General features: G+C 28.5%; 23 protein-coding genes. 1 reads left to right on the forward strand and 22 read right to left on the reverse strand.

Features of this window, described 5'->3' with window-relative positions; translation table 11 throughout:
* Positions 1-10: 10 nt before the first annotated feature.
* From recJ to QOZ84_RS14230, 21 genes are all read right to left on the reverse strand, one after another.
* Positions 11-2488 carry a single-stranded-DNA-specific exonuclease RecJ gene (gene recJ / locus QOZ84_RS14130; RefSeq protein WP_284133649.1) on the reverse strand — a complete coding sequence of 826 codons (2478 nt, stop codon included), beginning with the start codon at positions 2486-2488 and terminating at the stop codon, positions 11-13.
* 45 nt (positions 2489-2533) lie between these two features.
* Positions 2534-4198: an ABC1 kinase family protein gene (locus tag QOZ84_RS14135; RefSeq protein ID WP_284133592.1), complete on the reverse strand. Its 1665-nt coding sequence runs from the start codon at positions 4196-4198 to the stop codon at positions 2534-2536.
* A gap of 66 nt (positions 4199-4264) precedes the next feature.
* Positions 4265-4765 carry a gamma carbonic anhydrase family protein gene (locus QOZ84_RS14140; RefSeq protein ID WP_284133593.1) on the reverse strand — a complete coding sequence of 167 codons (501 nt, stop codon included), beginning with the start codon at positions 4763-4765 and terminating at the stop codon, positions 4265-4267.
* A 2-nt stretch (positions 4766-4767) separates the two neighbouring features.
* Positions 4768-6141, reverse strand: a complete 1374-nt coding sequence (gene scfB / locus QOZ84_RS14145; RefSeq protein WP_284133594.1) for a thioether cross-link-forming SCIFF peptide maturase — start codon at positions 6139-6141, stop codon at positions 4768-4770.
* A gap of 180 nt (positions 6142-6321) precedes the next feature.
* Positions 6322-7635, reverse strand: a complete 1314-nt coding sequence (locus QOZ84_RS14150) for a HAMP domain-containing sensor histidine kinase (RefSeq protein ID WP_284133595.1) — start codon at positions 7633-7635, stop codon at positions 6322-6324.
* A gap of 85 nt (positions 7636-7720) precedes the next feature.
* Complete coding sequence (locus tag QOZ84_RS14155) at positions 7721-8395, reverse strand: response regulator transcription factor (protein WP_284133596.1); 675 nt, start codon at positions 8393-8395, stop codon at positions 7721-7723.
* Between the two features lie 16 nt (positions 8396-8411).
* Entirely contained in the window at positions 8412-9524 is a 1113-nt protein-coding gene (locus QOZ84_RS14160; protein ID WP_284133597.1) for an FtsW/RodA/SpoVE family cell cycle protein, read from the reverse strand.
* 34 nt (positions 9525-9558) lie between these two features.
* Positions 9559-10284 (reverse strand): magnesium transporter, encoded by a 726-nt coding sequence (mgtE, locus tag QOZ84_RS14165; protein ID WP_331496598.1) that lies wholly within the window; start codon positions 10282-10284, stop codon positions 9559-9561.
* Positions 10285-10585: 301 nt separating this feature from the next.
* The gene (locus tag QOZ84_RS14170) at positions 10586-11095 is read right to left on the reverse strand and encodes an HDIG domain-containing metalloprotein (RefSeq protein WP_284133598.1); all 510 of its coding nucleotides are present in this window, start codon (positions 11093-11095) and stop codon (positions 10586-10588) included.
* 100 nt (positions 11096-11195) lie between these two features.
* Complete coding sequence (gene murJ, locus QOZ84_RS14175; RefSeq protein WP_284133599.1) at positions 11196-12740, reverse strand: murein biosynthesis integral membrane protein MurJ; 1545 nt, start codon at positions 12738-12740, stop codon at positions 11196-11198.
* Between the two features lie 374 nt (positions 12741-13114).
* Positions 13115-13258, reverse strand: a complete 144-nt coding sequence (gene scfA / locus QOZ84_RS14180; protein WP_069203150.1) for a six-cysteine ranthipeptide SCIFF — start codon at positions 13256-13258, stop codon at positions 13115-13117.
* A 66-nt stretch (positions 13259-13324) separates the two neighbouring features.
* Positions 13325-13687, reverse strand: a complete 363-nt coding sequence (locus QOZ84_RS14185; RefSeq protein WP_284133600.1) for a TIGR04086 family membrane protein — start codon at positions 13685-13687, stop codon at positions 13325-13327.
* A 64-nt stretch (positions 13688-13751) separates the two neighbouring features.
* A complete protein-coding gene (locus tag QOZ84_RS14190; RefSeq protein WP_284133601.1) occupies positions 13752-14678 on the reverse strand; it encodes a chemotaxis protein in 927 nt (308 codons plus the stop codon).
* A gap of 240 nt (positions 14679-14918) precedes the next feature.
* Positions 14919-15212, reverse strand: coding sequence for a preprotein translocase subunit YajC (gene yajC, locus QOZ84_RS14195; RefSeq protein WP_284133602.1), 294 nt, complete (start codon positions 15210-15212; stop codon positions 14919-14921).
* Positions 15213-15319: 107 nt separating this feature from the next.
* Positions 15320-16441, reverse strand: coding sequence for a tRNA guanosine(34) transglycosylase Tgt (gene tgt / locus QOZ84_RS14200; RefSeq protein WP_284133603.1), 1122 nt, complete (start codon positions 16439-16441; stop codon positions 15320-15322).
* Positions 16442-16459: 18 nt separating this feature from the next.
* Positions 16460-16966, reverse strand: a complete 507-nt coding sequence (locus QOZ84_RS14205; RefSeq protein WP_284133604.1) for a phosphate-starvation-inducible PsiE family protein — start codon at positions 16964-16966, stop codon at positions 16460-16462.
* Positions 16967-16975: 9 nt separating this feature from the next.
* Positions 16976-18001 carry a tRNA preQ1(34) S-adenosylmethionine ribosyltransferase-isomerase QueA gene (gene queA / locus QOZ84_RS14210; RefSeq protein ID WP_284133605.1) on the reverse strand — a complete coding sequence of 342 codons (1026 nt, stop codon included), beginning with the start codon at positions 17999-18001 and terminating at the stop codon, positions 16976-16978.
* 83 nt (positions 18002-18084) lie between these two features.
* Positions 18085-19101 carry a Holliday junction branch migration DNA helicase RuvB gene (gene ruvB / locus QOZ84_RS14215; protein WP_284133606.1) on the reverse strand — a complete coding sequence of 339 codons (1017 nt, stop codon included), beginning with the start codon at positions 19099-19101 and terminating at the stop codon, positions 18085-18087.
* An 81-nt stretch (positions 19102-19182) separates the two neighbouring features.
* Positions 19183-19785 carry a Holliday junction branch migration protein RuvA gene (gene ruvA / locus QOZ84_RS14220; protein WP_284133607.1) on the reverse strand — a complete coding sequence of 201 codons (603 nt, stop codon included), beginning with the start codon at positions 19783-19785 and terminating at the stop codon, positions 19183-19185.
* A 3-nt stretch (positions 19786-19788) separates the two neighbouring features.
* On the reverse strand, positions 19789-20289 hold the full coding sequence (gene ruvC, locus QOZ84_RS14225; protein WP_284133608.1) for a crossover junction endodeoxyribonuclease RuvC: 501 nt from the start codon (positions 20287-20289) through the stop codon (positions 19789-19791).
* 119 nt (positions 20290-20408) lie between these two features.
* A complete protein-coding gene (locus QOZ84_RS14230; protein WP_284133609.1) occupies positions 20409-21020 on the reverse strand; it encodes a hypothetical protein in 612 nt (203 codons plus the stop codon).
* 160 nt (positions 21021-21180) lie between these two features.
* Between QOZ84_RS14230 and QOZ84_RS14235 the strand changes: the two genes are divergently transcribed.
* Positions 21181-21501, forward strand: coding sequence for a hypothetical protein (locus QOZ84_RS14235; protein WP_284133610.1), 321 nt, complete (start codon positions 21181-21183; stop codon positions 21499-21501).
* 48 nt (positions 21502-21549) lie between these two features.
* Here QOZ84_RS14235 and QOZ84_RS14240 read toward each other — a convergent pair whose 3' ends face one another.
* Complete coding sequence (locus QOZ84_RS14240; protein WP_284133611.1) at positions 21550-22431, reverse strand: ComEC/Rec2 family competence protein; 882 nt, start codon at positions 22429-22431, stop codon at positions 21550-21552.
* Positions 22432-22671: the final 240 nt, after the last annotated feature.

The raw sequence follows: 22671 nt of genomic DNA on the forward strand, positions 1-22671 counted from the left end.
TGGACTCCTCCTAATAGCTTTGTTTATATTCTTTGCTTAATTCATTTAAATTATTAAGTATCTTACTTTCATTTAAATTTAGCTTTTTGTCTGGCTTTGGCAATAAATTTATACATATAGATTTTATTTTTAATACTTCATCGTATTTAAAATCAAAATCTAATAATGACAGTTCTTTAAAAACTTTTATTATTGTAAATAATTTTAAAGGCGTAGTGTTAAACACACCTTTGATGTCTACTAAATTTACTTCTAGATTTTTTTGAATCAAAGCTATTTTATAAACTACTTTAAATTCTTCTCTATCTGGAATCAAATTATCTATAACATTATTTAAGTATAATAAATCCGATTTATTATAATATTTAATAATTGAGCTTTCATTATTCGCATTTTTACATAAATAAGAATATTCACCCATATTATATAAATAATCATAAAGAATAATATTATTATATCTTTTTACGTCTATTTTATCAATATTTGGAGAAAATATAAGTTGAAGTTTGTCATTTTTAGTATTAATAACATTGTAATTTATATCAAATCCACTACATTTCTCTTCATCTATTAAGGATATGTCTGATAATGCTCTATAAAATCCATTTATAGTGTTGGTGATAACTAACGTATTTTTGTTAAGATAATCAAATATGTTTATATTTTTTGTTTCATTTATACATTCATCTATATCTTCATTTTTAAATTTTTCACATATTGCTTTTTCATCTATCTGTCCTAAATTATATAAGTTATCAACATCTGGAATGATTTTAGAGAATAATTCTACAGTCTTTTCATTAGCATATGGATTTTTAGGATGAGCTAACCTCATATCTTTAAGTAAAAATTGTACGCTTCTTTTACCCATAAAGTTATTTTCATCCAATTGGAATAATACATCTACTTTATCACCTTGATTATATCCAGATTTTAGATAAGCCATATTAAATCCTATACAACTATATGTTTTTTCTTTTTCTATAGTAAACTTTAAATGTTGTTTGTTTTTTCCAATTACATTTATATTTTTTAATAATGCATCTCTTACTATAAATTTAGGGTTAGGGTTACTAAGCCCAAATGGTTCTAATTTATGAAGTTCTTCTATCAAATCTAAATCTATAGATTCTTCGCTTAGTTCATATTCTACATTAACATTTTCGATTAAATCTTCTTCATTTAATTCATATTTAGCAAATTGATTTACTTCATATGATAAATCTTCTATTTTGTTACTATCTAGGGCTAGGCCTGCTGCTTGGTCGTGTCCTCCAAATTTATTTAATAAATCTTTAGACTCTACTAACGCATCAAATATGCTAAATCCTTTTATCGACCTTGCTGAACCTGTAGCTTCACCATCTTCTATTGTTAGTAATATAGTTGGTTTGTAGTATTTTTCTGTAAGTTTGGATGCTACTATTCCTATAATTCCATGTTGCCAACCTTCTTTGGCTATCACTAGCACTTTATCATCTTTATACTTTTCATTACTTTCTATGATAGCTTCTGCTTCTTGATACATTTTAGCTTCTATTAATTGTCTTTCGTTGTTTTTATCTTCTAGCATATTTGCTATTTCTTTTGCTTTTGATTGGTTTTTAGTTGTAAACAATTCTACACCTAACTTTGAATATCCAAGTCTTCCACTTGCATTTATTCTAGGTCCTATCGCAAATGCTATATGTGAAGATTTTATTTTGTCACTTTCTACACCACAAACTTTAATTAACTCTTTTAGTCCTATGTTTTTGCATTCACTCATTAGCTTCAATCCGTTTTTTACTAGTATTCTGTTTTCGTCTTTTAAAGGCACGATATCACAAATAGTGGCTAGGGTTACTATTTCTATGTAATTATATAAGCTAGTTTTAAATTCTTCTTTTGCTGTAAGTGCTTGTATAAGTTTAAATGCAACGCCACATCCACATAGCATATCAAATGGATAATTACAATCTTCTTGTTTTTGGTTTATAACTGCATAAGCATTAGGTATTTCACTTTGACATTCGTGGTGGTCAGTTATTATAACATCAAATCCTAATTCATTTGCAAGGTCTATTTCTTTTACAGATGTAATCCCACAGTCTACACTTATCATTAAGTTACAACCTTGTGAGTGTATGTGTTTTATAGATTCTTCATTTATACCATATCCTTCTTCTAGTCTATTTGGAATATAGTAGTTTATCGGATAATTTATTGAATCAAAATATATACAAAGTATTGATGTTGATGATACCCCATCTACATCATAATCCCCATAAATCCATATGTTTTCATTGTTTTTTATTGCTTTTTTTATTCTATCTACTGCTTTTTTCATGTCTTTCATCAAAAATGGATCTCTAAGGTATTCTAAAGATGGATTCATAAATATCTCTGCATCTTTTTCATTATCTATATATCTATTTTTAAGTATTTGACTAATCTGTGGAGAAATTTTAAGCTTTTTACTTAAATCATTATCGTTAACACTTCCCATGTGTTTTAATGTCCATTTTTTATTAAAAATCAAACATACTCACCTCTATTTTTTTCTATATTGAGATCTTATAATTTTTATTACTAATAACAATCCAATTATAAAGGATATGAAAAACCCTGAAAAGGCTGTAAGTCTTATCCAAACGTTATTATTTATATTAGGTGATGCAATTATTAAAGACGAGCCTACTACTATAGATGCTAATACTAAACTTAAAGATATCTGAGTTGTTAGGTCTGTTATTTTTTCTTCTAGTGAAACAAATTTTACATCTTCTATTTGCATTTTTATATTATTTTTTTCTATATTCCTAAGTATTACCCTCATTTGCTTTGGTATAGTTTTTATATCAAGTAACATTTCTTCTGCAATATGTTTTGAGCTCATAAACACTCTTTGAGGATTAAATTTATTTACATAGTAATACTTCATAAATTCATGCCCCATAGATGATAGCGAAAAGTCAGGATTTAATTCTCTTCCTGTTCCTTCTAAAGTTATTATTGTTTTTGCTAATGTTAATAGTTGCGCTGGAATAGATATTTTATATTTTCTAAGGAATCTAAATACTTCATTTAATATATCAGTTATACTGATTTTTTCTAGAGGAACATCGTAATAATAGTGAATTAAATAAAGTAAATCTTGTCTAATTGCACTCATATCTACTTCTGTGTTTACTACATCCATTTCCATCAATATATAAATTATCCTATCAACATTTTTTTCTACAAGTGCTATAGCAATTTCATTAAGTAAATTTAAACTTTTCTTGTCTACTATTCCAATCATTCCAAAGTCAATATATGATATGGTCTTTTGACTTAAAATAAATATGTTTCCTGGATGAGGGTCAGCATGGAAAAATCCATGTTCAAAAACTTGTTTTAAGAGTGACCTTACTCCAATTTCACTGATTGCTTTAGTATCCCATCCTAGTTTTTTTATTTTATTTACGTCACTTAGCTTAACACCTATTATTTTTTCCATAACTAATATTCTCTTAGTTGTGTATTTTTCATAAACTTCAGGTATATAAACATCATCACTTTTAGCAAATATTTTTCTAAATTTCATAGCATTTAATGCTTCAAAGTTGTAATCTAATTCTCGCATTAATTGAGTTTGAAACTCCTCTACTATTTGGATTAGGTCTATATCAATATCTTTTTTAAAATCTTTAAGAGCTATTGCCATACTTTTAAGTATTTCTAGGTCAGACTTTATTATTGATTCGATATTTGGTCTTTGTATCTTTATAATGACTTCTTCTCCACTATCTAGGCTCGCCTCATAAACTTGTCCAATAGATGCTGCACCTATTGGCTTATCATTAAAGTTTTTAAATACTTTGTCTATATCTAAACCTATTTCACTTTTAAAAATCGATTTAGCTAACTCAGTATCAAACTCTTCCACATTATCTCTAAGCTTACTAAGTTCGTCTATAATGTCTTGGTCTAATAGGTCTTTTCTTGTACTTAATATTTGACCTAACTTTATATAAGTTGGTCCTAGTTCTTCGATAGCTCTTCTAATTTTTTCCCCTGTTGACATGTTTTTTATTTCTTCAGGAGGATTTGTTATAGGTATTTTATAAGCTACACCTTCCATATTTAGTTTTTCTACTACAAATGAAAATCCATATTTTATTAATACGTATACTATCTCTTTATACCTTTTTAAGTTTTTATAACCTATTCTCACTATTACCAACTCCACTTTGTGTGATATAAAAAAAGAGCAATTTTAAAGATTGCTCTTTTAGTTTTCTTACTTATGATTATTCGCAGTTTCTACATATTTTAACGCTGATTTTTTAAGATTTTCTTTTTCGTCTTCATTTAATTCTCTTATTACCTTTGCAGGTGAACCCATAGCTAAGACTCCGCTTGGTATAGTTTTACCTGGTGGCACTAGACTTCCCGCTCCAAGTAATGTATATTCTCCAATCTCTGCATTATCTAAAACTATAGAACCCATTCCTATTAAAGTATTATCTCCAATTTTGCATCCATGTATTAGTGCTTTATGTCCTACTGTTACATTTTTTCCGATTATAGTAGGGCAGTCGTGACATATGTGAACTACACTTCCATCTTGGATGTTAGTATTTTCGCCTATAGTTATACTATTTATATCACCTCTTATGACTACGTTGTACCATATATTAGCATTTTTAGCTATATTTACATTTCCTATTATATCTGCACTTTCTGCTACAAAAACAGTCTCATCTATTTTAGGGCTTACATCCTGGTACGATTTTATCATATCTATTCTCCTTCTAACATTAATTTTGCTTGTATCATTATTGAACACTCTGTACGTTTCTTTTGCATTTCACAACCAAGTTCATATGGCTTCATTACATCATTATTGAAGTTTGTTGCATTTGCATGACATCCACCTGAACAGTAGAATTTATTCCAACATTTTTTACAATCCTCTTTGCTATATACGTGAGCATCTCTAAATGAATCTGTTATTTCTTTAGGGAATACTATTTCTTCATCTAATATATTTGCCATCTTGTAATCTTCGTTTCCAGCAAATTGGTGACATGGATATATATCTCCATTTGGAGTTACTGAAAGATATTCATTTCCTGCTCCACACCCTGTTATTCTTTTTATTACACATGGTCCTTGATTTAAATCTATCATGAAGTGGAAGAACTTAAAGTCATCTCCCTTTACTTTCATATCCGCATATTGCACTGCTAATTTTTCGTATTCTTCAAATACTTTAGGCATATCTTCTTCTCTAAGTGCATATGGGTTAGACTCATCTCCTACTACTGGTTCAATAGAAGTAAGTTTGAAACCTTCATTTGCAAAGTGCATAACATCTTTTCCAAAATCTAAGTTGTCTCTTGTGAAAGTACCTCTTATATAATAATACTTATCCTTAGGTCTAGTTTCTACAAGCTTTTTAAACTTAGGTAATATTATGTCATAACTTCCTTTATCGTTTAAAGTAGGTCTCATGTTGTCATTTATGCTTTTTCTACCATCTAAACTTAAAACAGCATTGTGCATATGCTCATTTATGTAAGCTATTTTTTCGTCATCTAGTAATACTCCATTTGTAGTCATTGTAAATCTCATTACTTTGTTGTTTTCTTTTTCTATACTTCTTCCGTATTCTACTAATTGCTTAACTACTTCAAAGTTCATTAATGGCTCTCCACCAAAGAAGTCTATTTCTAGGTTCTTTCTGTTTCCTGAGTTAGCTACTAAGTAATCTAGTGCAGCTTTACCGATTTCAAAACTCATCATTTCTTTTTCTCCACCAAAGTCTCCTTGTGCAGCAAAACAGTATTTGCATTTTAGGTTACAATCATGCGCTACGTGTAAACATAAAGCTTTTACTACTTTTTTTCTGTTTACAAAATTTGGATGGAATTGATAAGTATCTTCAGTGTATAAAAGACCTTCTTCTTCTAAAGTTTTTATCTCTTCATACGCTTCATTTATTTGTTCAACCGAATATTCTTTCCCTAATTTATCTATTATTTCCTCTTTAGTGTTTTCTTTGTAATCATCAACTAATTTATAAGCTACATCATCAACTATATGTACAGATCCACCATTTACATCTAAAACTATATTATATCCATTCATTGAAAACTTATGTATCATACTCATATTTGTGTCCTCCTAAATATTATTTTTCCATCTATATCGACATTTTTTTGATATTGTATTTAAAACTCTACCCTCCATTATATAGCTTATATAAAATATAGGCAATATCAATAAGATGTGTTTTAAGCTAATAAATAAAACTCCTATACTTTTAATGTATAAGAGTTTTATTTATCAACTTTATTTTATATTATTTGGAAGTTTTATAATAAATTCGCTTCCTTTATTTATCTCACTGTTTACAAATATATCTCCACCATGTGCATTAACTATAGACTTAACTATTGTAAGGCCTACACCTATTCCTCCAGTATCTTTATTCCTAGATTTATCAACTCTATAAAAACGTTCAAATATATAGTCTATATTATCTTTAGGTATACCTATCCCATTATCTTTTATAGATATATTTATATATCCATTCTCTAAATATGTTTTTATACATATTTGACCTTTATAATTTGTAAATTTAATTGCATTAACTAATAAATTTACTATAACCTGGGAGAATTTCTCCTTATCTATAAATACTTCTATGTCTTTTGATTCATATTTTATATTTATATTTTTTTCTAAAGCCTTACTTTGGTAGTTGTAAACTATACTTTGCATTAATTCCTTTAGGTTTACACTTTCTATTTTTAGTTTATTTTTTTCCCTATCAACTTTTTCCAAATTCCTAAGTTGGTCAACTAAATTAGAGAGTCTACTTACCTCTTCATTTATACTTATTAATCTTTCATTAGTAGGTTCCCATATTCCATCTATAATAGCATCCAAATGACCTTTAATACTAGTTAATGGAGTCCTAAGCTCATGCGCTATATCAGTTGTGAGCCTTTTTCTTAAAGCTTCCTGTTCATTTAATGCATCTGCTAGTTTGTTTATAGATTCTATCAATTCTTTTACTTCACTTATATTACTTTTATAATCTAGTTTATTTTTATAATTTCCCTCTTCTATAATCTTGGCCATCTTAGATACTTTAGTTATTGGATTAGATATAGATTTTGATATTATTATTGATATTAATATGATACCTGCTAATGAAACAACTCCAATAATTATAATAAATTTATTCATTATATTTAAAAAGTCCATATCATTTTCCATATAGTATGTAGACTCATAGTGACCTATATATGAATATCCTACAATATTTTTATCATTATCATAGTTTTCTATTTTATATTTTTTAAAATTTCCATTCCATTTACTATCTATACTTTTCATGTTTCTTTTGATTTCATTTAAAGTAGAATTTGACAAGACTTTTTCATCCTCAAATGTACTCCATACTAAATTATTTTCCTTATCATAAATTTCAAGTGCTATACCTTTTAATATTGCATCTTCACCTAATAATTTTATAGTTTCAATATCCCAACTTCCATCTTCATAGATATTTTTCAAGTCAAAAATAAGATGTTTTACTTCTGCTTTATTGCTATTATCTACGTATTTTGTAAATTCTAATTTAAAACATTTATTCAAAAATATTCCAATAGTTATAATAGTCAAAGTCATTATAATAGTAAAAGCTATTATAATTTTTTTATTCAATGAGATTGTTTTATTTTTATAGCCCAAATTTATACCCTACACCATATACAGTTTGTATTATCTTTATGTTCTCATCTATTTGTAGCTTTTGACGTAAATTTTTCATATGACTATCTATAACTCTATCGACTTTTTCATAATTATTATCTATTGTGTTTTCTAAAAGTTCTTCTCTTGTATATACTCGCCTTGGATTACATGCCATCCTTAGTAAGATTTTATACTCCGTATTGGTTAGCAAAACTTCTTTTTGTTTTACTTTTACTTCATGAGATAAAGTATTTATTTCTAAATAATTTCCAAACTTTAAAATTTCTTTATCTTCTGTGTTAATGCTTCTTTTTAAAATAACTTTTACCCTAAGTACAAGCTCCTTTACATTAAAGGGCTTACAAATATAATCGTCACAACCAAAATTAAATCCATCTATTCTGTCTTCATCTTCTGTTTTAGCTGTTAACATTATTATCGGTACTTCAGATTTTTGTCTTATATACTTGCATATTTCTTCCCCACTTATATCAGGTATCATTCTATCTAATATCACTAGATTGTAGCTATTGTTATCAAAATAATCTAATGCACTGTTTCCATCATATGCAATTTGTGTATTATAGCCTTCTTTTTCTAAATAAGCTTTTACAAACTCACATATTTTAGGCTCATCATCAACAATTAATATATCAGTCATATTGACTACTCCTATCTTAAAAATTTATCTTCCTTTTTCTCATACCCACATTAATCACAAGACCTAAGCTAGCTAGTGATGAAAGAAGAGAACTTCCCCCATAACTTATAAGCGGAAGTGTTATTCCTGTAACTGGTATAAGTGCCATGTTCATACCTATATTTTGTATAATTTGATATGCAAACATACTCATAACTCCTATTATTATTAATGTTCCATAAAAATCTTTGGATTCACCCGCCATAGAAATCATTCTTACAATAAACATCATATATAATGCAATAATAATGCACATTCCAACAAGCCCTAATTCTTCTCCTATAACTGCAAATATAAAATCACTGTCTTGAACAGGTAAAAATCCACTATTATTTTGAGTCCCATTATAAAGCCCTTTACCATAAGCTCCACCTGACCCTATTGCTATCAATGACTGAACAACTTGATAGTTACCTTTATAACTCAAATCATCAGGATGCAAAAATGCCTCTATTCTAACTCTTTGATGCGGTGCCATAACTGCATAAATCAGTGGTAGCGATACTATCAATACTAAAAATGCATTCTTTATTATTTTAACATTAAGACCTGCCATAAATAACATTCCTAGCATTATACATCCAAATACTATAGTTCCACCTAAATCAGGCTCTAAAAGCATTAATACTAATACTGGCATAGCATAAAGTATCACAGGAATTACTTGTTTTATTGTATTTAATTTACCCCTTTTTCTTTCAACTATCTTAGCATAACTAACGATAAATGTAAGTTTAACTAATTCTGAGGTTTGAAGGTACAATGGTCCTAATTTTATCCATCTTCTTGAACCCTCTTGTACTGTTCCAAGACCAGGAATCCATACTGCTATTAACAACAATATACTTACAATATAAAAAAACTTAAAGTTTTTACCTAAAGTATTATAATCAATAAAAAGTATACCTATTATTAAAATCAAACCTAATACAAATGCTAAAATTTGCTTAATTATTTGCTTATAGTTTCCTGTTTGATTGGCATGAGTAGCACTAGTTAACATTAAAATTCCAAATCCAAATATAGCAAATATGTTTAATATTAATTTCCAGTCCAATTCTTTCAAAATTTTAAATCTATAACTTTTCATATTTACATACTCACCATCTTCCTCATTTGTAGTGCTATAGTCCTAAAAATAATTTAGCTAACCCAAAGTACACTGTTAAAGCAAATGTATCTACTATAGTTGTTATAAGTGGACTTGCCATTATAGCTGGATCTAACTTTAGTTTTTTAGCTATAATAGGTAGTATACCTCCTACTACTTTAGCTATGATTACTGTAAAAAATAAACTTCCACATACAGTAAGTGTTATCATTATATCTGTTGTTTCTAAGAAATATATTCTCAAAAAGTTTACACCAGCAAGAATTGACGCTACAATTAAACTTACTCTAAATTCTTTCCACATTACTTTTAAGTAATCTTTCATATTTATATCACCTAATGCTAAACCTCTTATAACTAATGTTGATGATTGAGAACCAGCATTTCCACCAGTATCCATAAGCATAGGTATAAATGCAGCCAATATTACTACAGATTGTATAACTTCATCAAATTGCTTTATTATAGATCCAGTAATTGTCGCTGATATCATAAGAACTAATAACCACACAACTCTACTCTTTGCCAATTGGAAAACCGGAGTTTGCAAGTATGGTTTTTCACTAGGAACCATTGCTGCCATTTTCTGAAAATCTTCTGTATTCTCTATTTCTATTAAATCCTTATTTTCTAACTCAATCGTATTTTTAGCTCTATCTACTGAATTCATATTCTGAAAAAGTTCACTTAGCTGTAATATTTTGCTGTCCTTTATCATTTCTACTATTTTCATTGTCATGCTATTTCTCCTCCTAAGAGTTCATAGCTACTAAACCGATTTTATTTAAGTTAAGTTTTTTATATTAGGTTTAATAGTGAGATATATGAACTCTATAAAATATTTTTTTAATATATTACTAATTTTATAATAGTTCCTAAAACTTAAGGACCTATCGTCCATACAATCACCCTCTTTCAATAGTTTTTAATTTGTTAATTAAAGCTCACTTTAGTATATTAAATGAATGTGGAGAAATTATGGATTATATAAAAAAACGTATAAAACTCTTGCTTAATGCTTATCAAGAGTTTTATACGTTTTAATTTCTATCATCTATTTTTTTGAAAAATTTAATTATTTCATCATCAGTATCTTTATGATGATTTTTCACTATTTTTAATAACAATTCATCATCAATTATTTTTTTAAGAATTTGATAACTGTATTCACTATGATTATAATAACACTTAACCTTCTTAGATTTTTCAATATTTTTTAGCTTACCTTTAGTTAATTTATTTAAAATAACAATTATAGATTTATCAATTACATTTAGTCTTTTTCTTATCTTACCTATATCGTGTAATAGTGCTACCTTTATTAATAATTTTTTATTATCTACAATTTCTTGATTATCTACCACTAGATTATCAATAGCAGATTCAATTGTCTTAGCTATTCTAACACTATGTTTTTGTTCTGATTTTGATAGTTTAACAAATAGTTCAAATTCTTTTTTATTTATATTATTTTGTACATATTTATAGTCTTCTTTGCTCATAAGGTCAGTTACATTAACATAAAATTGCTTTACTCTTTTAGGTATCATTTTGTTTCTCCTAGTTAAATTTTATATTTATCAAGTGTATATATATCAAAATAGGTATAAAGATAGATTTGTATTCCCACCTTTATACCTTCTTAATAATCTATTTTTTTATTTTACTTTTTATTGTATCTAAAATCAAGTTAACTTCACTTACTTTAAGAAGTATTATACTTATTCCATAAACTAAAGCACCCATACCTACTGATGCTGCTAAAGTAATAATTTCTTGTATAGCTCCACTTCCTAATATAGATGCTATAGTATTATAAGCAAATAAAGCTACTACAGCCATTAATGCTGCTGATATCATAGATTTTATCATTACTAATGCTATTGATTTTCCACCAAATGGACCTATTTTTCTTCTTAAACTTATAAATAATAAAGCTATAGTTACAAGTGCTGATATACTTGTAGCAAATGCTAGGCCTGCAAGTTGCATATTAGTAAATTTAACAAATGTAATGTTAAGTGTAATATTTAAGCCCATAGCTATAACTCCATTTATCATAGGTGTTTTTGTGTCCTTTAGTGAATAAAATACTTTACCTAATATATCTCTAAGTCCAAATCCTATCATCCCTACTGAGTAAAACATAAGTGCTATAGCTGTCATTTGTGTCGCTCTAGCATCAAACTCTCCTCTTTGGAATAATAACTTTACTATAGGATTTGCAAGTATTATAGCTCCTACTGATATTGGTATAACTATCAATGTAACTGCATTTATTGATGTAGATATTGATCTATTAAATTTATCTTTGTTATTTTCTGATGATAACTTTGATAACATCGGATATATAACAGATGATATAGACACTATAAACATACCCATAACAAATTGATTAAGCTTATTAGCATAATTTAGTGCTGATATACTACCTTCAACTAATGTAGATGCTATAGTTCTATCTACTATCGTATTTATTTGGTTAACTGCAACTCCTATAAGAACTGGACCTATAAGCCAAAGCATCTTTTTTAGATATTCATCTTTAAGATTTATATATGGTCTATATCTAAATCCTTTTTTCATTGCAAATGGAAGTTGGAATAAAAATTGGAACAATAGTCCAATAAGTGCTCCCCATGGTAATAAATATGGGCTAACTTTTACACTGACTAAGATTGCTATTATTATAAACATATTGTAAGGTACTGGCATAAGACCTGGTATCATGAAGTTTTCTTTTACTTGTAAGTAAGCCATCATAATATAACTCATACCTAAAAATGCCATACCTAATAGCATTATTCTTGTAAAATATATAGCTTGGGCAAGTGTTTCACCTTTAAATCCTATAGCAAATAGCTTTACTATTTGTGGAGTAAACAATACTCCTATTACAGAAAATGCTAAACATATTAGTACTACTATATTAAAAACATTATTAGTAAATTTATTTGCTTCTCTTTCTCCTAGTTTAGAATCTACATCACAGTAAAGTGGTATAAATGCAGTTCCAAGAGATGTACCTATAGCTGTAAATATTACTGCTGGTATATTCATAGCAACTAAAAATGCGTCACTCGTTCCTGATGCTCCGTATGCTGTGGCTAGAGCTAATTCTCTACCAAACCCTAGGAACTTTGCAATTAATGTCACTGCCATAAGTCCTACAGCTGCTTTTGCTACTCTTGACATAATTATTGTCTCCTTTTGTTTAAATGTTATATTTTTTATAAGTTTAAGTTTGATTAAACTCAATTATAATCTTTGTATCCCTTCCTATTTTACTTTGTATTAAGCTAAGTTGTGCTTATATAGATAATTTTTTAGATTTCATAATTATATCCTCATTACATATCCGACATACCTAGCTGTTTGTATATATTTTTCTTTATTATCTTCATTTAGCTTATCTTTTATCTTTCCTCAAATTTATAAATTCAAATCCTATTATATCTTGTCTAAATTAGATTGGTATTAATCTAAAATGAGAATAAGATGAGAATTTAATATTTAATATATAAAAAATAAGACGTCATATATTATGACGTCTTGCTTTATAAAGTTTATTATCTCTCACACTCTTGGTTTGCAACTGTGCAAGATGTTTTACAAGCTGATTGACAAGATGTTTGACATTCGCCACATCCGCCTTTTTCAGCACTGTTTTTTAAAGTAGCTTTAGATAAAGTTTTTATATGCTTCTTTTCCATTTTGACTACCTCCTAAGTTAAATTTATCCTATTGATTATATCACAAAATTTAGATATATAAAACTTCTATTTAAAGTTTACGCCTAGAACTCCGCCTATTCCACCAGATAAAGACACTAATAATATTTTATATAACATATCAATTTCAACACTAAATTGATCTTTTGCTAAAAATACTATTAATATAAGACACACTATGTACATTAACCCTACCAAAAGACCATACATAAGCCCTTTTTCTTTTATATGCTGAGATGCATAAAAACCTCCGAATGCTGCTGATATAGTAGTTATAAATGATGATGCCATTGCAATAGAACTTCCTGATACACTAGTAAATGTTAGTATCAAATTATATATAAGTAATGTAGCTAATGTTAATATGTATGCATATCCTAGTCCTTTAAAAATGTGATTAGATTTCTCCATAATAAAACACCTCCCGTATTAATATTTATATTCAACGGAAGGTTTGTACATTACAAATTATTTACTATTTTTGAGTTAATCTATCAATCACACCAACAAGGTTAGCTATTTCAGGTTTAGTTATTTGTTCATCCGCTCCAATTGATTTACCTTTAATACGCATTTCTTCACTTATTAGCGAAGAGAATAATATTAGAGGAATATCTTTAAGTATATTATCTTCTTTGATAAGTTTTGTTAATCTATGTCCATCCATTAAAGGCATTTCGATATCTGTTACTATACAAGAAACATGATTTTTAATTGGGTCTCCAGAAGTTTTAACTTCTTCTAAATATTCCCAAGCTTCCTTACCATTATCTGCTTTAATTGTGTTTTTGTATCCAGCTTTACTTAAACATTCAACGATCATTTTAGAAAGTAACATTGAGTCTTCTACTATTAATACAGTTTTATCATTATTCTTACGTTCACCTAATTGAGCTATGTCTTCAAATTGAATACTTGACTCAGGGCTTATTTCTGCAACAATTTTTTCAAAATCTAAAATAGTTATAAGTCTATCTTTATATTCTGCAATACCTGTTGCAACACCTTCGTCACCACCATAGATAACTCTATCAGGTTTTTTTATTGATTCCCAAGAAACTCTAGCAATCCCTGCTACTGATTCAACATGGAAAGCAAAGTTTAACTTATTAAAATGAGTAACAATAAAAATATCAGTACTTGGATTTTGTGATTTAGGAAGATTTAAATATTTACCTAAATCTATTACTGTAATAATTTCATTTCTTGATTTAAATACTCCCTCTACAACATCATGTGAATTAGGCATTTTTTTAATCTCTTGTGCTATCATAATCTCTCTAACTTTCGCTACATTTATACCAAATAATTCACCTGCAATAACAAATTCCATAATTTCAAGTTCATTAGTTCCTGATTCTAAAAGTATCTTTGTGTTACTTGTGCTTTCTGAAAATCCCATAAATAACCTCCTATATTATAAAGTTGTGGCATGAGTATAACTCGTAAAATCATTATCACACTACTAAAACTTTAGTCTTTAATATTATTATTTTAAAGTTTTCTTATTTATATATACGGATTTTATTTATAAGTCTATAGCCTTACTTTAGTTAATATAAATATTTCTTTATATTATTAAAATAAAAAGCACCTTGGTTATTAATATAAATATTAATAACCAAGGTGCCTAAATTCAAAATTATTCTACTGATTCTTTGTTACTTTCAACAGTACCTATAGCCCATTTTTCAAATGGTACTTTAGTTCTGTTTGGTCCTAATTCTAATACTACGAAGTCTTCTTCAATTTTTGCAACGTTAGCTATGATTCCGCCTATAGTAGTTACTTTATCTCCAACTGATAAAGATTGTCTCATTTCTTTTAACTTTTTATCTTTCTTCTTTTGAGGTCTTATTAGTATGAAGTAGAATACTGCGAATAGTCCTGCCCATGTAACTATTGTCATTATAATTTGTTGTGTTTGTGCGTTCATTATTTTCACTCCTTAAATAGTTATAATAATTTTACTTATACAATCATTATATATTAAAACAATTGCAATTAATAGTAAAACTTATACATCTTATTTTATACCATTAATTATAGTTTGTATCCGTATTTTTCAAAGAATTCATCTTTAAAATCTAATAATCTATCTTCCATTATAGCTTCTCTTACTTGCTTCATTAAGTTTAGTAAGAAATGTAGATTATGTGTACTTATTAATCTTGAAGCTAATATTTCATTTGCTTTAACTAAATGTCTTATATATGCTCTAGTATAGTTTTTACAGCAGTAACAATCACAATTAGGATCTAGTGGAGTAAAGTCTCTTGCATAACTTGCATTTCTAACTACTACTTTACCAACACTAGTCATCGCTGTACCATTTCTAGCTATACGAGTAGGTAATACGCAGTCAAACATATCTATCCCTCTTATAACACCTTCAAGTAAGTCATCAGGACTTCCTACACCCATTAAGTATCTTGGCTTATCCTCTGGCATTAAAGGCACTGTGTAATCTAATACTTCATACATTAATTCTTTTGGCTCTCCAACACTTAGTCCACCTACTGCATATCCTGGTAAGTCTAATTCTAAGATTTCTTTAGCCGATTGCTCTCTTAAATCTTTGTACATTCCACCTTGGATTATACCAAATAAAGCTTGATTTTCTGTGTTTTTGTGAGCTTCTTTACATCTTTTTAACCATCTTGTAGTTCTTTCTAAAGAGTTTTTAACATACTCTCTATCTGCTGGATATGGAGCACATTCATCAAATGCCATCATTATATCTGAACCTAGAGCATTTTGTATTTCCATAGCTTTTTCAGGGCTTATAAAATGCTTAGAACCATCTATATGAGATCTAAAGTTAACTCCTTCTTCAGTTATCTTTCTAAGTGGTCCAAGGCTAAATACTTGGAATCCTCCACTATCTGTAAGTATAGGCTTATCCCAGTTCATAAATTTATGAAGACCACCTGCTTCTTTAACTAAATCATGTCCTGGTCTCATGTATAAATGATAAGTATTACTTAATATTATTTGAGATCCTATTTCTTTTAATTCTTCTGGAGTCATTGCTTTTACTGTTGCTTGCGTTCCAACAGGCATAAATATTGGTGTTTCTATAACTCCATGTGGAGTGTGTAATCTTCCTAGTCTTGCTCCACTTTGTTTACATGTTTTTATAAGTTCATATCTTACTGCACTCATTCTTTGTCTCCTTAATATCTAATGTTTTGATTTTGCTTCTTTCAATTTTGCTTCTCTACATGCTTCACATTCATCACAATCTTGTCCTTCTTCACAATCTTCATAATGAATGCTGGTAACATTTAAGTTGCTATTGTCCTTTATTACTAAATACTTTCTAATTGCAAATATGCCAGCAATTGCTAATACTCCAATTAAAACATCTGCCATTCCCTCACTCTTTGGAAGTAATAGCATCTTTCTTGCTATTGCATATAATAATACTTCTAAAAGAGCTCCTGGTATATGAAGAGAAAGCATTACCACAAGTTCTACCCCTATAACTAAAAGTAGTATTTGCCCTAGCATATCGTTAAGCTGACTATATTGAACAGGTGTTTGAAAATCAACTATATAAGCTTTCCATATCATTCTTAAAACATCTATAGTTCCTAAAAATACTGCAAGCAAAACTACCATTGCTAGCATTGATTCAAAAATATATGCAATTCTTAGTGATAAATTATTCTTATCTATATTTTTCATACGCCCCTCCTACTTTATGATCATTGCATCTCCAAAACTGAAAAATCTATATTTTTCTTCTACGGCTACGTCATAAGCATTAAGTACACTATCTTTAGTACAAAGTGCGCTTACTAACATTATTAGTGTCGACTCTGGTAAATGGAAGTTAGTTATAAGTCTATCTACTATCTTAAACTTATACCCTGGATAAATAAATATATTAGTCCAACCACTGCATTCTTTTATAGTTCCATCTTCTAAACTTGCTGATTCTACAGTTCTACAACTTGTAGTTCCAACACATACTACGTTTTTGCCATTAGCTTTAGCTTTATTTATCTTGCTAACTGCTTCTTTATCAACCACATAATATTCAGAGTGCATTTCATGATTTAGAACATCATCAACTTTAACTGGTCTAAATGTTCCAAGGCCAACGTGTAGTGTTACAAATGCAATATCTACACCTTTATCTTTTATTTGTTTTAATAATTCATCAGTAAAGTGAAGTCCTGCTGTTGGTGCTGCTGCTGAACCACTATGCTTTGAATAAACAGTTTGATATCTTTCTTTTTCTTGTAGTCTCTCTGTTATATATGGAGGCAGTGGCATATTTCCTAATTCATCTAAAACTTCTTCAAAAATTCCTTCATAATAAAACTTTATTATTCTAGATCCTTCTTCTGCTAGTCCAACTACTTCTCCTATTAATTTTTTATTCCCAAATGAGAATTTAGTTCCAACTTTAGCTCTTTTTCCTGGCTTAACTAACGCTTGCCAAGTATCTTCTTCAGTTCTTTTTAATAAAAGAAATTCTATCTTACCTCCAGTATCTAGTTTTTCTCCTATTAATCTAGCAGGTATAACTCTAGTATTATTAAGAACTAAACAATCTCCTGGATTTAAATAATTTATTACATCTTTAAAAATTTTATGCTCTATGTTACCAGTTTCTTTATCTAGAACCATTAATTTCGAACTAGATCTATCTTCTATCGGAATTTGAGCAATTAATTCTTCTGGTAGGTCAAAGTAAAAGTCACTTGTTTTCAATTTTCAACTTCCTTTCCAAAAATTTATGCAATTATCATAATAACAAAAAATAAGGTTTTTTTCTATATAAATAGCTTATTTTTTTATTTAGATGGATATGGTATTTTTAAATGTTCATATGCTAGAGGCATTGCTATTCTACCTCTTGGGCCTCTATTTAAAAATCCTAACTGTAATAGATACGGCTCATACACATCTTCAATTGTATTTCTATCTTCGCCTATAGATGCAGCTAGTGTGTCTAATCCTACAGGTCCACCTGTAAACTTTTTAATTATTGTCATTAATAATTTTTCATCTACGTAGTCTAGCCCTAAGCTATCAACTCCTAAAAGTTCTAAAGCCTGGTCTGCAACTTCATTAGTTATATCTCCATTTGCTCTTACTTGAGCATAATCCCTAACTCTTTTTAAAAGTCTGTTTGCTATTCTTGGAGTTCCTCTAGAACGTCTTGCAATTTCAATTGCTCCACCTTCTTCTATTTCAGCTCCTAAAATTTCAGCAGATCTTATTACTATTTTAGTTAATTCATCTACTGTATAATAATCCAACTTACAAATAACTCCAAATCTATCTCTTAGTGGATTTGTAAGCATACCTGCTCTAGTAGTTGCACCTATTAATGTAAACTTAGGTAAATCAAGTCTTATACTTCTAGCTGATGGTCCTTTTCCAATTATTATATCTAAACAATAGTCTTCCATTGCAGGATATAATACTTCTTCAACAGTTCTATTTATACGATGTATTTCATCTATAAATAAAACATCATTTTCATTTAAATTTGTAAGTATAGCTGCTAAATCTCCAGCTCTTTCAATTGCAGGACCTGATGTTATTCTTAAGTTAACACCCATTTCATTTGCTATTATACTTGATAAAGTCGTTTTACCAAGCCCTGGTGGTCCGTATAATAAAACATGGTCTAGTGGTTCGTTTCTAGATTTTGCTGCTTCTATAAATATTTTTAATTGTTCTTTAGTTTTTTCTTGTCCTAAATAATCATCTAATGTTTTAGGTCTTAAACTATTTTCTATGTCAACATCATCATTTTGCATTGTAGATGTAATTATCCTGTTTTCATCATCAAAATCATGCATTAAAGTTCCCCCTTCATATTTAACTAAATTTTAATTTTATAAGTTCAATTTTGTCACGTTTACGTGAAATATATTATTTAATTATCTTAATGATTTGCTCATTATATAAGTTAATGATTTCTTTATTATAGCTTCTGTATTAAGTCCATCTTTTTTGCATTTATCAACGGCTTCCTTAGCTTCAGCAGGTGAATATCCAAGTGCAAGTAGGGCATCTACTGCTTCATCTTTTGATACTCCTATTGGTGATTGTGTAAGTAATGTTGGCTCAAATTCAATATTATTTTTATCTATTTTATCTTTTAATTCTAAAACCATTCTTTCTGCTGTTTTTTTACCTACTCCTGGTGCTTTTGAAAGCTGTACAATATCTTCACTTAAAATATATGCACCTAGTTGTCCAGGTGACGAAAATGACAATATTCCAAGACCTACTTTAGGTCCAATCTTTGATACAGATGTAAGAAGTTCAAACATCTTCATTTCTTCTTTTGATGCAAATCCACAAAGGCTCATATCATCTTCTCTTACAATTAGCTTTGTATATATTTTACAAATTTTTCCCATTTGTAAGTCTTTTATAGTATTTGATGATGCATTTATTTTATATCCTATATTGTTGTTTTCTATAACAATACTATCTAAATTAATTTCTTCAATAGTTCCTTTTATATAGCTATACATAAGTTACCCCCTAATATTTTTTAGTGTTTTTTCTAATTTATTGGCGTGTGCATGAGATATAGCTACAGCAAGTGCATCTGCCACGTCATCTGGTTTTGGAACTTGCTTTAAATTTAAAAAAGATGTTACCATCTGCTGAACCTGTGCTTTTGATGCTCTTCCGTAACCCACAACTCCTTGTTTTACTTGAAGTGGAGTATATTCATATACAGGCTTACCGTTGTGTGCACATGCAAGCATTGTTACTCCTCTAGCTTGTGCTACTGTAATTGCAGTTTTAACATTTTTATTAAAGAATAGTTCTTCTATTCCAACTTCATCTACGTTATATTTTTTTATGATAAGGTCTATTCCCTTATAAACAAGTTCTAATCTTTTTAACATTTCCATATGTGCTGGTGTTGTTACAGCCCCATAATCTATTACTCTAAATTTAGAGTTTTTATATTCTATTATTCCAAAGCCTACTATGGCTATTCCTGGGTCTATCCCTAGTATTATCAAGGTGTATTCCTCCTATTGATTTTGCCCCGTACGTACAAAACTTATGTTCTAATATATTATATCATAAGTTTTTATATACAACAAAAAACAACCTCCTATAAGAGATTGTTTTTATATCTTTAGCTATCGAAATTTTCAAGTTTGCTATAAGCTTCATCTTCTGTATCTACTACTACACTATTTTTAATATCTTCTTGTAGTGATTTTGGAAGAGAATCCATTTTTATTTGTGTCTTTTCTATTAAGTCTTTTTTACCATCACTATCATATCTATAAAGTCCTATAAATCCCTCATCTTCTTCTAGGGAATATTTGTTGCTCTTTGAAGGTTCATTAGTTGGTGCTACTTCAGATAATAATATTTCATGTTTGCTTAAACTGTCTATTTTTCTATTTGGATATCTATCATTTAAATAGGCTACTATCTCTTCTTCACTTTTATCTAATAAAGCTTTATCGATTGTTCCTACCATCATAGGCGTTTTGTCTGAATCGCTTCCATCTTCATTTTTCTTATGTACCCAAATTTCACAGTCTTTACTAATTCCAAATGCTTCTTTTTCTTTTTCTACAGGCTTTTCAGCTTTTTGTTCTACCTTAGTCTGCTTACTTTCTTTGTCTTTTATATCTGTAGTTTTTACACCTAAATAAATCCCACCACTTAACACAACAATTCCTGTTAAAACCAAGATTGGGGCTTTCCACTTAAATGGTTCTTTTTTTTCAAACATAAAAATACCTCCTTCTACATAGCATTTTATCCATCGCATATTTTTTTATACATTTTAGGTAAATTTTAGAATTTATTATATTTGAATTTTTATCCCATTTTAAGTTTTTTATACATATAATATGATATCATTTTAAATTTTCTCTTTTGGAGGTGATATTTTGAGTTCTTATGTTAGCTTAATTTATGATCGAATTGACTTTTTAGAGTTTAAACAAAATATAATTTTTTTAAAACAACCTCAACATAGCGCATCTATTTTTTACGACCTTACACTAGATGATTTCTTAAAAATAAGAGATTTTACATCTTCAGTTGAACAAAAGATAGATGACGGTGAAAAATATACCGCTAATGACTATGAAAAAGGCTTGTTTGAAATATGGGCACCAATTAAAAGCTATCCTTCCTCTTCTACTTTAGTTGCAAAATCACTTATGAGTGAAGATAAATTCAATTCTTTGTTTAAGTATTATAATTAATTTATTATATATTTTTTATATGAGGAGAATATATTTTTCCTCATCCTTTTATTTATTTCCAGGCTTATAGCTCCCCACTTTACAATCTGTACTTATACCGTCTTTAGTAGATGTAAACACAATATCTGAGCATTCATCACTTCTATGAACTTCTATATTCTTATCTTTTAATAGTTGCATAGTTTCTTTGTGAGGATGACCATACTTATTGTTTTTTCCAGTTAATATAACTGCATATTTTGGATTTACTCTTTCTATAAACTTTTTACTTGAACTACTATGAGATCCATGGTGACCTACTTTTAATAAATCAATATTACTCTCTTTTATCTTTGATTCAATTTCAGCTTCTGCATCTCCCATTAAAAGTACTCTGTCATCTCCATTTGTATATAAAAGCACCAAAGAATTATTGTTTGGGTCATCACTAGCTGCTACTGATAATACTTTAAATGTTGATGTTGATAGCTTAAATTCACTATTCATCAAAGGCACACTTGGGCTTAGTCCTTTATCTGATGCTGCTTGTATAAAGTCTCTATAAGTTTTAGTTTGAGCATCCCCGTTACTTACATATAAGTTATTTATTTTTATTTCTTCTGCAACTTTATCTAATCCACCTATATGATCAGCATGAGGATGAGTTGCAAACACATATTCTAGTTCTTTTACACCTTGTTTTTTTATGTAATTTACTACTAAATCTTCATCATCATTATCTCCACCATCTATAAGTGCAGCTTTATTGTCTTGTGTTATTAATATTGAATCTGAATTTCCTGTGTTTATAAAATGTATTTGTGCATTAGGACTGCTTTTTACAGATACACTTCCTTCACTTTTTTTATTTAAAGATTGACACCCAATTTGTACATATCCCACCATAAATATGATTAACAGTGATAATATTTTTTTCATTTTAAAATTCATTTAGTTTCCCCTTTTTGATTGCTTTTTTAGTGTTTATTTGTTGCAGTTTTTAAAACCAAATTATCATATTTTGTAACCTATTGATAATACTATATATAGTATAAACTATCAATATTTCATAATTTATAAAATATATTTACACAATAAAAAAACACTTAGTAATTTTACCAAGTGTTTTATATCTTAATTATGATTGCTATTATATAGTGCACTAACCTATTTTAAAATGCATCTACTCAA

Origin of the sequence: Romboutsia sedimentorum, assembly GCF_030131845.1 — a bacterium.
GTDB classification, from domain to species: domain Bacteria; phylum Bacillota; class Clostridia; order Peptostreptococcales; family Peptostreptococcaceae; genus Romboutsia_D; species Romboutsia_D sedimentorum.

What these genes read in the sequence shown, in the direction of transcription:
- mgtE (WP_331496598.1), bottom strand. Translation starts at nt 10,284, where the DNA reads ATGACAATGAAAATAGTAGAAATGATAAAGGACAGCAAAATATTACAG.
- murJ (WP_284133599.1), bottom strand. Translation starts at nt 12,740, where the DNA reads ATGTCAAGAGTAGCAAAAGCAGCTGTAGGACTTATGGCAGTGACATTA.
- QOZ84_RS14160 (WP_284133597.1), bottom strand. Translation starts at nt 9,524, where the DNA reads ATGAAAAGTTATAGATTTAAAATTTTGAAAGAATTGGACTGGAAATTA.
- QOZ84_RS14230 (WP_284133609.1), bottom strand. Translation starts at nt 21,020, where the DNA reads ATGTTTGAAAAAAAAGAACCATTTAAGTGGAAAGCCCCAATCTTGGTT.
- QOZ84_RS14240 (WP_284133611.1), bottom strand. Translation starts at nt 22,431, where the DNA reads ATGAATTTTAAAATGAAAAAAATATTATCACTGTTAATCATATTTATG.
- QOZ84_RS14170 (WP_284133598.1), bottom strand. Translation starts at nt 11,095, where the DNA reads ATGATACCTAAAAGAGTAAAGCAATTTTATGTTAATGTAACTGACCTT.
- scfB (WP_284133594.1), bottom strand. Translation starts at nt 6,141, where the DNA reads ATGAGTATGATACATAAGTTTTCAATGAATGGATATAATATAGTTTTA.
- recJ (WP_284133649.1), bottom strand. Translation starts at nt 2,488, where the DNA reads ATGGGAAGTGTTAACGATAATGATTTAAGTAAAAAGCTTAAAATTTCT.
- yajC (WP_284133602.1), bottom strand. Translation starts at nt 15,212, where the DNA reads ATGAACGCACAAACACAACAAATTATAATGACAATAGTTACATGGGCA.
- ruvA (WP_284133607.1), bottom strand. Translation starts at nt 19,785, where the DNA reads ATGTATAGCTATATAAAAGGAACTATTGAAGAAATTAATTTAGATAGT.
- QOZ84_RS14185 (WP_284133600.1), bottom strand. Translation starts at nt 13,687, where the DNA reads ATGGAGAAATCTAATCACATTTTTAAAGGACTAGGATATGCATACATA.
- QOZ84_RS14155 (WP_284133596.1), bottom strand. Translation starts at nt 8,395, where the DNA reads ATGACTGATATATTAATTGTTGATGATGAGCCTAAAATATGTGAGTTT.
- ruvB (WP_284133606.1), bottom strand. Translation starts at nt 19,101, where the DNA reads ATGCATGATTTTGATGATGAAAACAGGATAATTACATCTACAATGCAA.
- QOZ84_RS14190 (WP_284133601.1), bottom strand. Translation starts at nt 14,678, where the DNA reads ATGGGATTTTCAGAAAGCACAAGTAACACAAAGATACTTTTAGAATCA.
- QOZ84_RS14140 (WP_284133593.1), bottom strand. Translation starts at nt 4,765, where the DNA reads ATGATAAAATCGTACCAGGATGTAAGCCCTAAAATAGATGAGACTGTT.
- QOZ84_RS14205 (WP_284133604.1), bottom strand. Translation starts at nt 16,966, where the DNA reads ATGAAAAATATAGATAAGAATAATTTATCACTAAGAATTGCATATATT.
- tgt (WP_284133603.1), bottom strand. Translation starts at nt 16,441, where the DNA reads ATGAGTGCAGTAAGATATGAACTTATAAAAACATGTAAACAAAGTGGA.
- scfA (WP_069203150.1), bottom strand. Translation starts at nt 13,258, where the DNA reads ATGGAAAAGAAGCATATAAAAACTTTATCTAAAGCTACTTTAAAAAAC.